This is a genomic window from Aliiglaciecola sp. M165, from assembly GCF_007197995.1.
Classification (GTDB): Bacteria; Pseudomonadota; Gammaproteobacteria; order Enterobacterales; family Alteromonadaceae; genus Aliiglaciecola.
Window position 1 is genome coordinate 384,127 of the sequence record NZ_VKKH01000001.1, and the last position, 12,756, is coordinate 396,882.

General features: G+C 43.0%; 11 protein-coding genes. 7 read left to right on the top strand and 4 right to left on the bottom strand.

Annotated features, from left to right (window positions below):
• Positions 1-241 precede the first annotated feature (241 nt).
• The 6 genes from FM019_RS01675 to FM019_RS01700 all read left to right on the top strand — a co-directional run bounded on the left by FM019_RS01675 (position 242) and on the right by FM019_RS01700 (position 8,566).
• The gene (locus FM019_RS01675; RefSeq protein ID WP_143834147.1) at positions 242-712 is read left to right on the top strand and encodes a (2Fe-2S)-binding protein; all 471 of its coding nucleotides are present in this window, start codon (positions 242-244) and stop codon (positions 710-712) included.
• Positions 713-715: 3 nt separating this feature from the next.
• Positions 716-2,902: a xanthine dehydrogenase family protein molybdopterin-binding subunit gene (locus FM019_RS01680; RefSeq protein WP_143834148.1), complete on the top strand. Its 2,187-nt coding sequence runs from the start codon at positions 716-718 to the stop codon at positions 2,900-2,902.
• 9 nt (positions 2,903-2,911) lie between these two features.
• Positions 2,912-4,063 (top strand): AraC family transcriptional regulator, encoded by a 1,152-nt coding sequence (locus FM019_RS01685; protein ID WP_143834149.1) that lies wholly within the window; start codon positions 2,912-2,914, stop codon positions 4,061-4,063.
• A gap of 90 nt (positions 4,064-4,153) precedes the next feature.
• On the top strand, positions 4,154-5,230 hold the full coding sequence (locus FM019_RS01690; protein ID WP_143834150.1) for an alpha/beta hydrolase: 1,077 nt from the start codon (positions 4,154-4,156) through the stop codon (positions 5,228-5,230).
• 87 nt (positions 5,231-5,317) lie between these two features.
• Positions 5,318-6,760, top strand: a complete 1,443-nt coding sequence (locus FM019_RS01695; protein ID WP_143834151.1) for a DUF3300 domain-containing protein — start codon at positions 5,318-5,320, stop codon at positions 6,758-6,760.
• 162 nt (positions 6,761-6,922) lie between these two features.
• The gene (locus FM019_RS01700) at positions 6,923-8,566 is read left to right on the top strand and encodes a response regulator (protein WP_143834152.1); all 1,644 of its coding nucleotides are present in this window, start codon (positions 6,923-6,925) and stop codon (positions 8,564-8,566) included.
• Here the strand turns inward: FM019_RS01700 and FM019_RS01705 are convergent.
• Positions 8,563-9,699, bottom strand: coding sequence for an aminotransferase class V-fold PLP-dependent enzyme (locus FM019_RS01705; protein ID WP_143834153.1), 1,137 nt, complete (start codon positions 9,697-9,699; stop codon positions 8,563-8,565). The genes FM019_RS01700 and FM019_RS01705 overlap by 4 nt on opposite strands.
• A gap of 1 nt (position 9,700) precedes the next feature.
• A complete protein-coding gene (locus FM019_RS01710; RefSeq protein WP_143834154.1) occupies positions 9,701-10,456 on the bottom strand; it encodes a tryptophan 2,3-dioxygenase family protein in 756 nt (251 codons plus the stop codon).
• A gap of 131 nt (positions 10,457-10,587) precedes the next feature.
• Between FM019_RS01710 and FM019_RS01715 the strand changes: the two genes are divergently transcribed.
• Entirely contained in the window at positions 10,588-11,037 is a 450-nt protein-coding gene (locus FM019_RS01715; RefSeq protein WP_185969146.1) for an Lrp/AsnC family transcriptional regulator, read from the top strand.
• Positions 11,038-11,081: 44 nt separating this feature from the next.
• Here the strand turns inward: FM019_RS01715 and FM019_RS01720 are convergent, their stop codons facing one another.
• Both FM019_RS01720 and FM019_RS01725 read right to left on the bottom strand, forming a co-directional pair.
• Entirely contained in the window at positions 11,082-11,951 is an 870-nt protein-coding gene (locus FM019_RS01720) for a RimK family alpha-L-glutamate ligase (protein WP_143834156.1), read from the bottom strand.
• Between the two features lie 163 nt (positions 11,952-12,114).
• Positions 12,115-12,609 (bottom strand): hypothetical protein, encoded by a 495-nt coding sequence (locus FM019_RS01725; protein ID WP_143834157.1) that lies wholly within the window; start codon positions 12,607-12,609, stop codon positions 12,115-12,117.
• Positions 12,610-12,756 lie beyond the last annotated feature (147 nt).

Sequence of the window (12,756 nt, forward strand, 5' to 3'; positions counted from 1 at the left end):
TGCAAAAGTCCTTGGTCGCAGATTTAAGAGAGTTTATCGAAAAACGATTGAAGTGTTTTGAATTCAATAATTAGTTAGTGTAGCCAATACTATTTCGATCACTTAAATATTGCTTAATATTTTTTGTAATCGTCACACAGGTGTCTAAGAAAAAGACTATTCTTAATATTCAGATTCTCGTAAGTTTCTTTATGCCTTAGAAACGTTTCATTACCACACACCCAAAAGATCGGAGGCCGTTATGGCGATAACGTTAAATATCAATGGAACAAAAAAATCGGTGGATGTTCCTGCTGATACCCCATTGTTATGGGTCATAAGAGACGAACTCAAACTTACCGGCACAAAATTTGGTTGTGGTATGGCGCAGTGCGGAGCTTGCACTGTGCACTTAAATGGCGCTCCTCAGCGTTCATGTGTCATGCCCGTCGGCGCTGCAGCAAGTATGTCAATTACCACTATTGAGGCAGTTGACGACCAATATAGCCAAGCCCTGCAAGCTGCGTGGGAAGAGCTCGATGTACCTCAATGCGGATATTGTCAGTCTGGGCAAATTATGAGCGCGATTGGCGTGTTGAAAAACCATCCTAATCCCACCGACCAAAATATTGATAATGGTATGTCTGGCAATATTTGTCGCTGTGCCAGCTATGGAAATATTCGCAAGGCAATCCTTTTGGCGGCTAGTAAAATTAAGACTACGGAGGTTTAAGCGATGGTTAACGACAACAAAACACTCAGTAGTTTAAGCCGACGCAGGTTTATCCAAGGTTCCGCAGCAGGATTGGTAATTGGCGTGCATCTGCCAATGTTTGTGGGGAAATCTGCCTTTGCTTCGCCAGCGAGTAACGATTTGGCAGCCAACGCTTTTGTGCGAGTTAACTCAGACAACACAGTTACGGTTTTAATCAAACACATTGAATTTGGTCAAGGCGCCTACACCGGGTTAGCGACGTTAGTTGCTGAGGACATGGAAGCCGCATGGTCACAAATGCGCGCTGAGCACGCACCCACTAATGTCGACTTATATAAAAATCTCGCGTTTGGCGTTCAAGGTACAGGTGGCTCCACAGGATTGGCGAATTCCTATTTACAAATGCGTAGAGCAGGAGCCAATGCAAAACAGCTACTGGTCAATGCCGCGGCACAAGAATGGGGCGTGCCAGCTACCGAAATTAGTGTAAATGAAGGTGTGGTTTCTCATTCTTCATCTGCAAAAAAGGCAACCTTTGGAGAGTTAGTCAAAACAGCTTCAACCCTTGAATTACCCAGTGAGGAACCTGTTCTCAAGTCTGCTGATTCGTTTCGCTTAATTGGTACTGACGTACCTAAAATCGATAGCATGGAAAAATCAACCGGTCAGGCTCAATACACCTTGGATATTTATCAACCCAATATGCTTACCGCTGTCGTTGCACATGCGCCTGCATTTGGTGCCACAGTGAAATCTTTTGATGCAACTGGGGCTAAAAAAGTAGCTGGTGTGGTCGATGTTAAGCAAATTCCTTCGGGTATTGCTGTTTATGGGAAAAACACCCACGCGGCGATTAAAGGACGGCAAGCGTTACAGATAGATTGGGATTTCTCCAAGGCTGAAACACGTAGTAGTGAACAACTCACCAAGGCTTTTCAGGCAGCTGTAAAACAGCCTGGCACTGAGGTGGTAAACCGTGGTGATGCAAAAAGTATTGTTGCAAATTCTAGCAACAGGTTGGAAGTCGAAATACTCTTCCCATATCTAGCCCATGCACCGATGGAAACCCTTGACGCGGTCATGGTGTTTGAAGGTGACAAGTTGACAGCTTGGTTTGGCAGTCAAATTCCAACCATGGATCAGGGCTCAATTGCTGGCAACCTGGGATTAAAACCAGAAAATGTCACCATTCACACTATGCTTGCTGGCGGCAGTTTTGGCCGTCGCACACAACCTGACGCTGGATTTGCTGTAGAGGCTGCGCAGGTTGCCAAGGCTGCGGGCAATGGGATACCCGTCAAAACTTTGTGGACCCGTGAAGATGATATTAAAGGCGGGCGGTACCGCCCAATGGCACTGCATAAAATGTCTGCTGCCATGGATCAACAAGGTAATATCACTGCTTGGCAACACGCAATCGCTACTCAATCTATTCTCAAAGGCACTATGTTTGAGAGCATGATGCAAAATGGCATTGACCCATCATCCGTTGAAGGGGTCAATGATTTGCAGTACGAAGTGCCCAATTTGTATGTGGATTTACATGATATGGAAGCGGGCGTACCAGTTCTTTGGTGGCGCTCAGTAGGGCATACCCACACAGCGTACGCAGTAGAAACCTTCATAGACATGCTTCTGGAAAAAGCCGAACAAGATCCAGTTCAAGGACGTCTTGCCTTATTGGGCGACAGACCTCGAGAAAAAGGCGTATTAGAGCATGTCGCTAAAATGGAAGCTAAAGCAGGACCAGTGCCCGAAGGTCGTGCGAGAGGCGTTGCAGTCGTGAAGTCATTTGGAAGCTATGTGGCTCAGATTGCCGAAGTCAGTGTGGGTGATAATCAACTGCCTGTTGTACACCATGTATGGTGTGCGGTTGACTGTGGTTTAGCGGTCAATACAAATGTGGTTAGGGCGCAAATTGAAGGAGGCTTGGGCTATGGATTGGATGCTATGTTACATGGCGAAATCACTTTAGGTGACAATGGTCAGGTAGAACAAAGCAACTTCCACGATTACACAGCATTGCGCATCAACCAAATGCCAAACGTGGAAATCGATATTATTAAATCAGCCGAGTCTCCCTCTGGCGTAGGCGAACCAGGAACGCCACCTATTGCCCCTGCAGTGAGTAACGCCTGGCGACGACTTACCGGTCAATATGTGCAAGTTTTGCCGTTCACAAAAGGAATCAAACGACAAAATGCATAAGGAAAAATCATGTTAGAAAGCCCACAAGGTGTATTTTATGCACTGGCGTTAACCCTGTGTGTGTTTTCTTGTCTGGTGGTCAAAGGTGACGAAAAGTCGTCTTTTCGTGCGCCTTTTTTCTTTAGCATCTATTTGCTGCTAGAAGCCACAGGATTTGCGTTTGAATTCCTCGCACAAAGCCCTGGGTTGCCTCTAGGCGCGCTTTTTCTTGGATTGTTAATGGTCAGTTCATTTCTTGTAGCGCCCTGTCTTTATTTATTGGGCCGAGAATTGACCGAAGCTAGTCGCCCTGTTTTGCCCTCTTTGTTATCAAAACACGGACTGGTCATTATTGCGGGTTCAATTTTTACTCTGCCCTTGCTACACAGTGTCTATGTGAATAGTCTCGCGCCAGCTGGCACGACGCCAATTGGTTCAGCTCACAGCCTAGTCATACACACAACCATGTTGATTAGTATTGCCATTTTTAGCTTTCAAGTGCCCTACTACCTTGTTAAAACTCGCAAACTTGTCGTTCCCATGCAAAGCGATAATTTAAGCAAAAAAACATTGAATATCATGAATTTGCTTATGCTGTTAGTGGTGACTAATTGGTTAATGAGCCTTTGTCGTGCGTTCAATTGTATGTTCATCAAGACAGACGGATTGCTGTTCGCCGCCATTGAAGTGGCGGTAACAGTTTGGGTATTGGTGCTTATCATTCGGCGCAGCCCCAATGCATTTGTTCAAGAGGAAACAACAGAGGCTCTCTTAAATAAAACACCATTGCAATCAAAATACGCTAGAAGTGGTCTGGAAGCGCAGCAACACAAACGTATCGCAGATAAACTGCTCTATGCGATGGAAAAACAACAAGTTTACATCGATAGTATGCTGACATTGCAGCGACTCAGCGCTCAAATAGGCGAAAAGTCCCATCATGTGTCCCAAGTGATCAATCAATCGTTCCATTGCAATTTTTTTGATTGGGTGAACCGCTACCGTATTACTCATGCACAAAATATGCTGTTGTCACAACCTAACATTACTATTTTAGAGGTAGCGATGGCATGCGGGTTTAATGCTAAATCAACCTTCAATACTGCATTTAAAAAAGCTACATCTCAGACACCAAGTGAGTTTCGTCAACTCAATAAAAACACGGAATTCGTTGTTCAATAAGTCATTTGCTGTATTAACCGATAAGACAGGACGCATCTAGCAAGTCATAGGGTTTTAATCCTTGCTCCTATTTCACCTTTGGAGCACCTCATGGTTAATTCACTATTTGTTCGTCTTATTTTTACATTGCTAAATGTCTATTTACTTCTTTTTATCTTGGCTACTTCACAGGCTCATGCGCAAAGTCAAGTCGTGACTCGCCAGATAAATTCAACGATTTTACAAAACAATTTAATCGGTTTAGATACTAGCCGGCATATGACTATTTATTTGCCTGATGGATATGACACTCAAAACAAGCGTTACCCCGTTGTGTATTTTCTGCATAGCTTTTTTTGGAGTGATAAACAGATGTTTGAAGATGGCATTGTCAAGTCAATGCTGGATAAAAGCATTGCTAACGGCACGATCAAACCTTTCATACTCGTTGCCGCAGATTTTGGTAATCATCAAGTAGGAAGTTTCTACGAAAACTCCCCTGTTAGTGGAAGGTGGCTAGATTTTATCACTCAAGAATGGGTGCCCTATGTCGATTCTGAATTTCGCACGATTGCAAACAAAAATAGTCGTGGAGTTACCGGAGAAATGATTGGCGGTTACGGCGCGCTGAAACTGGCGATGATGTTTCCAGACATCTTTTCCTCTGTGTATGCGCTGCACCCTGTTGGTACAGGGCTAGGATACAACCCAATGGTATCAAGACCAGATTGGCGGATCATCCATGAATCAAAATCCTTTGAAGAGCTGATGGCAAAAGGCAATATTTTTTCAACGATTTTTGCTGCGATGGCACAAGCCTATTCTCCCAATCCCAATCGTCCCCCATTGTATGCTGATTTTTTAGTGGAGCCTGTCGATGACGAATACAAAATCAATTATGAAACAGCGTACAAGTTAAGAAAGGCTTTTCTACTGGACAGACAGATTCATCAGTATGCTGACAACTTACATCAATTGAGAGGGATTAAATTTGATTGGGGACGCTACGATACCAACCAGGACCATGTTCTATCCAATCAAAACTTTACACGATTACTCGACGAATATGGCATTGAACACTCAGCCGAAGAATACAGAGGGGGTACGTTTGATAAAAATTGGATAGCAAATGGGCGCATAGAAGACAACGTACTACCGTTTTTTAATCGCTTACTTGAATTTGAATAACCTGAGGTGACAATCAATTTTCAGATTCGGTTCAGCTAGGGTTAAGGCCCACTCCTCTATAAATGAAGTATTAAAGAGGAGAAAACTATGCAAAGTAAAACAAAATATGCGGTGATTTACCTTTGCTTGATTGGATTAACCGTCGCGTTGGCCGTTGACCTGGCCCAAGCACAAGAGTCACAGTCTGTGTCTGTAGAGGTGGTCGATGAATTTGATCAAAATGCTTCCTTAGCTGATTCTACCGAATCATCTGAAGCTAAAGTTCTGTTAAATCAAGCTGAACTCGACCAGATGTTGGCGCCCATTGCGCTGTATCCAGATACAGTGTTGTCACACGTTTTAGTTGCAGCGACTTATCCTCTGGAGCTTATTCAGGCTGCTAGGTGGCGTGAGGACAATCAAGATTTGACTGAAGATGAAGTATTAGACTCGATTGAAGATATGGATTGGGATCCGAGCGTTAAGGCTCTCACGCCTTTTCACGACTTACTTCAACAAATTACTGACGATTTAAACTGGTTGCAAGATTTAGGGGATGCCTTTCTTGTCAATGAAGAACAAGTGCTCAGTAGCATCCAGTCGTTGCGTCAAAAAGCCTATGCACAGGGCAATTTAAACAATAACGAATACATTGAAGTTATCGAAGAAGATGAAGATATTATCATAGAGCCCGTTGAGCGCGAGGTGGTATACATCCCTTACTACGATACACGCGTGGTATACGGCAATTGGTGGTGGAATGATTATCCACCGAGATATTGGCATCGACCCGCACATTACTATTGGCATGCCGGTTTATATTGGAGCCCTAGGATCTACTTGCGCCATAGTATCTTTTTTGGTGCGTTTCATTGGAGCAACCGACACATCGTTGTAAACCATCATTATCCAAGAAGATATCGTTACGATGATGGTGTAAGACGAGTTGTCAATCACGAATATCAGCGCTGGCATCATAATCCTCATCACCGTAAAGGGGTGAGATACAGCCGCCACACACCTAAGTCGGTGTACCATCGTTCGCGTGTTAACAACAAGGTTGTGCGCTCTGTTGAGGGACAACGGCTAGTAAAAAGTTCACAAAATCGTCCGCCGCAAGTGAGAAACAGCCAAAGGCAGGTTCAAAAGCACGATAAAGTAGTGCGCACAAAACAAAGGCTGAATGAACAGAAGTATACAAAGTCATCCCAGCCAACGGTTAAACGCGGCCAAAGCCAGCGTAATCAGGTGGTAACGGCTTCTCGACAGCAGCAAGGGCAAAGACAGGTTAAAACTCAGCAAAAATCATATCGCAGCAATTCCAGCCGAGAAGATGTGGTGAAGCGAGAGAAACAAAGGCAGCCGACAACAAAACAGAATCGCCAGGCCGTTGTGCAAAGGCGTCCCGAACAGCGCAGAACTGTGCAACAGTCGAATAGACGGTCTGAGCAAAAAGTCCGAAGCAATCGGTCCCATCAGCGCCCAAGTTCGCAACCCAGGCGCAGCTCGACGAATGTCAGAAGCTCACAACCCAAACAAAAACAGCGCTAATACTGGCGTAAGTTTAAAAAAGCCTATGGATTTTAAACCCATAGGCTTTTTTAGTGTTTCTAGCTCGCATAACAAATTCATATGATAAATAAGGCTTTTCGTTAGGTAAATTATGCCTATAATGGAAAAAGTGTTAGGTAATAAGACGTTGGTAAACAGGAAGTGCTTAAAATCCCGCCGCAGAAGCCTTTAAATAAACTCAATGCATTAGTCATTGATGCACAGGCATTGGTTCATGACAGTATCAAAGCTGCATTGGCTGAATTGGGGATTAGCAATTGCAAGAATGCAGAAAACGCATATTACGCATTGCGCTTATGTGATGAGATAAAATTTGACATAGTGCTTATTTCCTTTGACATCCGCAGTGACAAGGACGGTTTCAATTTACTTGAAGAAATGCGACTCAAGGGTCACATCACAAAAACCACTATGGTGATTTTCCTGAGTGCAGATACTTCAATGGAGTTGGTAAACTGTGTTGTTGAGCTGCAGCCAAGTGATTTTTGGGTCAAACCCCTTGATCGTTCCAAAGTCGAAAGTCGCTTTACCTACTTGTTTGGTATCAAAGAAAAACTCTACAAGCTCTCTTACTGCATTGATAAAGGCGAATATCCAACTGCTATCTATTATGCTGAGAGGCAACTAAAAGACCCTGAGCTCACCCAATACTATCCGCAAATAAACCGCATGATAGGTGAATGTCTATTTAATTTGATGGAATTTGCTCAGGCAGAAGAGTTTTACCGAGAGCTAGGCGAAAAATATAAATATGGTTGGGTCCAAGTTAACCTTGCACGTTGCCTCTTGAAGCAAAATAAAATGGCAGAAGCTACCGCTTTAACGGATGAGCTGCTAGAAAGGGATGACACACGCTTCAATACCTACGATGCACTTGCCGAATACTACATTGAAAAAGAAGATTACGAAAAGGGTTATGAAATTATCCAGGAGGCGACCAAACTTGCGCCTCGAAACCTTGATCGCAATAAAAAATCATGGAATTTGGCGCGCTTGAACCATGATAAAAAAGGGCAATATGTCGCTACCATGAATATGGCAAAATTTGCCAAGAATTCTATTCATGATTCTCCAGATCTCAATCTCAATGTGATTAGAGCCGCGATTGACTTAGCAAGCTCACTCACAGGAGATGAGGCAAAACGGCTTCTGATTAAAACGGAAAGGGATATCGCTTTTTTTACCAAGGAGTTTGGTGCAGATTCACAAATTAAAGAACAATTGGCAGTTATCAATGCCCGGATGCTAAATCTAAAAAGCGATAAAAAGGGCGCCGAAAACGCAATTAAAGACCATATGCACAGTCGCTCCAATATTTCTGTGGAAGACGGGTTAGACAAAGTTAAAGCATTCCACGAAATGGGCTATTGGGAAGAGTCTATTCGTTTGCTTGATAATATTAAGTCGAAAATAGAGGGCGATTCATTTTTAGGCCAAGTCATAAACGAATATCTTGATCAGGAAACCCGTGAACGCACCGACATCCGTTATTCGCCAAAAGAGCTGGGCGAGATGGCGTCTTCACACTACAAAAACAGACGCTATGAACCCGCCTACGAGTTGTTAACACAAGCATTCACTCTGGCACCCAAAAATACCAATATTGCACTGAGTATTTTAAAGGTTATGGCGAAACTGATCGATGAAATCAACTTTCAAAATGAACATATACAATGCCTGCGTAATTGCAGAAAATTACTCGACGATTCGGCCTTGTCCCCCAACCAACAAAAAAAGCTAACGGAATACTTGAGTGTTATTGAGCCTCAATTAGAGACAGCTTAATTCAAGCTTACTTGAGCAAAAGCGTCATTCAATGCCTGGCATTCCCTTTCGTTGTTATAAATGTGAAAAGACAATCGAAAAACATGTTTCCGTTGGTCGAAGAATATCTTTTGCTTATTCAATATTTCAGACAATTTGTTGACTAAATTTTCTTTGACCGGCAGGCATAGAGTACCGCCAATATGGTTGATATCAACAGCATGTGACGCTACAGACTCCGAGTTAGACAAGACGCGCCTCATCAATACTCTATTATGATCAAGGATATTTTCCACGCCAATCTCAGTTATGCATCGAATTCCTCCCAAGGCTATGGCGTAGGGTGCAATGCTGGGCGTCCCCCCCCAAAAACGCTTTGCTGTGCCCGCATATTCGAATGAGTTGATATCCATCTCAAAGGGATCTTCGTGAGAGAACCAACCAACATCACTAGGGCGCAATCGTTGTAATATATTTGGATTTGTCCAGATAAACCCGGCTCCAGGCCCACCACATAGCCATTTAACACATGAACCAAATACTGCGTCGGCATTCCAGGATGAAAGGCTTATCGGCAAAATCCCTGCTGATTGGGCGATATCAACGGTGCTGTATACATTTTTTCCGGCACATAGTTTTACTATCTCGGACACGGGAGAGACGTGTCCAGTATTGGAATGAACATGAGTGATTAATGCGCAAAATATTGTGTCATTTAGGCTCTCTTCCCACATTTGCAATTGCTGTGTTGGCGCAGAGGGTTGGACATACGCCAACTCTAGACCCATTTTTTGCATTGCGTTGATAACAAACCCCATAGATGGAAATGCATCAGGGTGTATCAGCACCTTATTTCTTTTCGCGCTGGGCTTGGGTAATGACATGAGAAACTTGGTAAAGCCACTAGATAAATTCTGTTGTGGACAAAAGTAATCGGGATCCGAGTCCAGCAATCTAGCCAGTGCGGCGTCAAATTCGCCGATCAATTCTAGCCACGGACCCCAAGCATTTCCCCCTGACGTTTTCCAGGGCTCTAGAAAGTTTTGCGCCAACATAGATTCCGACAACTTACTTATACAACCCACTGAATGGCTTAAAAAATAAGGCGATTGGGGCAAATTAAAACGTTCGTAGTATTGGTTGGTATCAGCCATACTATTGTTCACTTTGCGAGGCTTTTTCCAATATTGATTCCCTTACTTTTCCGTAAGACTGGCCCCATGAATCTGTCATATTATTGCGTATTTCCCATAATTCAGGGAAAAATTGGTATTTTGCGCCTGACTTTAATAGATCCACAGGGCGCCCCTTTAACGAATGAGAGCCAATGCCAATCGATCTCTGGATAAGAAACAGATGCTGCCAGCGAAATTTTTGCAATAATTCATCGAACTCTATCAAGGCTTCAGCGACGGTATAAGCATCATCATGCTCGTATTCGCTATCATAGATTGCTTCCACTGACTTGTTACGCCCTTTAAGATATTGCTCACTAAATATATCCCACATATCCTTGGGCATTTTAACCAGAGTTCTAAACCCAGGGGATTCTTGCCCGCTGCCGTTGCCAAGCTGTAACCGTATTTCCTGATATTCTTTTGGTGACATTGTTTCGAGCAAATCCATTTGTTCAATCATCATCTTTTGGATCATGTGTACGCGCTTCATCAATGTAATGACTCTATGCGAATGTTGCTTTTCCATAAACTCTAAAACATCGATGAGAGTGTAAATCATCAACTTCATCCACAATTCCTCAACCTGGTGAACGATTTGGAATTGAAGCTCATCTTGGTTACACAAGCTCTTAAGAGGTTTTTGACACTGCAAAAGCGTGTCGCATTGCAGATAAGCGCCATAATCAAGAATTTCAGGGTTTTCCAACATGCTGGCGTATTTTTGTCGATACATGGTCTTCTCTTGATTAATTTGCTAAAAAAAGAATAGTACCGCCCTCAACACCAAACATTGTTCCTACTATGCCCAATATGGCACTATAATCAGAACAATGTTCCTATATATAGCAAATCACAAGAACAATAATGGATAATAATGATAAAAAAATAATTGCTGCACTAGAAGTAGATGGCCGGATGTCTTTTGCTTTACTGGGCGAAAAAGTAGGGGTCAGTAAAACGCCATGCTGGAATAGAGTAAAGAATCTCCAAGATAATGGCGTAATATGCGGTTACAGCGCGTTGATCGATCCTACGGCGATAGGTTTAAACATTCGAGCACTTGTTCATGTGGTGGTTGACTTTGGTCAATATCAAGCCTTTGAGAAAGGCATAAATCAACATTGTGCGATCAGATCATGCCATGCGGTAACAGGTGAGTTCGATTACGTGCTGGAAATACTGGCCCGTGATGTAGATCACTTTGATCAATTGCTACGCGGTGAACTAAGCCGGCTACCAGGCGTCATGCGCTTTAATACATCTATTTCAACCCGCATGGTGAAACAAAACGGTCGATACAGCGATATGTTGTAATGCTTTTAATTAGCCCCAATCCTGGATTAGAAATGTCGGTATAACTAGCCTTCACCGTGTTTATCGAGAAATGCTTGAGCAAAACGCCTCGGTGAGTCGTTGTCCATATTGAAATAAAGTGAGGGCTCGATGAGTTCCACTTCCATCAACAAAAACGCGTTATTGTGTTTTACAAAGTCGACACGAACATAAAGAGGCATCTCCGGAATTGCTCGTATAACTTTTTCACTGGCTTCGAGGATAGCTTGATCTGCCTGAACAGAACGCAATTGGCCACCATGCTCCTCTTGGACGCGGAAATCATTGTTTTTCGGCACTTTTAAAATGCAATGGCTAAACTGTCCGTTAAAGTAAAAAAGCGAATATTCTCCCTCGTTAACAATGTTTTGAATAAAGGGTTGAACCATATGAGGGCGAGTAGCAAACACCGACTGCAAAGCGTCTTTTTGTTCAACAACGTCGCTTTTACGCAATCGGTAGGTATGGTCAGCATTAGCACTTACCAGTGGTTTAATGACGATTTCAGAACAATCAAAATCCTCAAACGCAGCCAACAGGCCAGCGAAATTTGATTCGCTAAACCACAAAGTAGGAACAATCTCGATACCCTGAGATTGAAGGGCTTTCAGATAATCTTTGCTAATATTCCATTGCACGGTTTGCAGACTATTTTCGAGAACAGCAGAACTATTTTCAATTGACTCAAGACAAGCGATAAACTTTTCGGGATCCTCTTGGTAATCCCAGGTACTGCGGATCACCACTACATCAAATTCGTTCCAGTTTACGGAATCATCTCTCCAAGAGACTTCTGTGCATTCCCAATTGTTCTTAACCAGAAACGGATAAAATAAATGGTCGTAGACAAAAAACTCTTCTAAATCATCGGTGGAAAGTATCGCGAGTTTGCGCATAGACGTTCACCTTAATTAGATTAATGCCATTAAGGTTATCGAATTTCGACTCGCTTCTCCACTGTTTAGCGTAATATTCTAACTCGCTTAAATGATACGTTTGCAATCCTAAACAGATACCTTAGAAGTTCGGATATTTTTGTTAAACACGGCCAGCAAAAAATCAACATTTTGGCCAGTTTTTAATTTCTTTTGCTCCGTTTTGTTCATATAAATCCAATTTATCAACAACTTTGATGAAAGAACTTCGTGCGTCAGGTTTGAGAAAAATACTCACTAACAATTCGTCTTCTGGAAGCGATTTGTGCACACAGCTTCCATTAACACCAACGCCAAAGCTGCCCTCGCCTTTTTCTTTGCTGCGTTGATGTTGTGAAATGAGTCGTTGAGATTCGCGAAGCTGATTGGCGTCTGCTTCCGATAAATGCATGATGGTTAGGGTCTGGTCTTCTTCCAACTGATTAGCTAGGTCTTTATCCAAATAGTTAGGGCCTTTTACCTCGACCAGATACACATCTTGAATAACCAAACTGTCGTCTTCAGCGCGGTAGCCCAGACTCATTCTGACATCGCCTTTTTTAACCTGCAGCGCCTTGTGGGTAATAACTGCGATTTCGACTTGATTGGGATCCATAGTAAAAGGATCGAGTTGGCTCAATCGGACCATACTAAAAATGGGAACGGAGGAACATCCAGATAAATAAAGAAGCAAAATAAGAGAAAACAAAAGTGTGCGGTAAGACTTTGAAATAGGTAAGCAATGCATGATAACAATCCTTTGATAGCGCTGCATAGTGCGACCCGT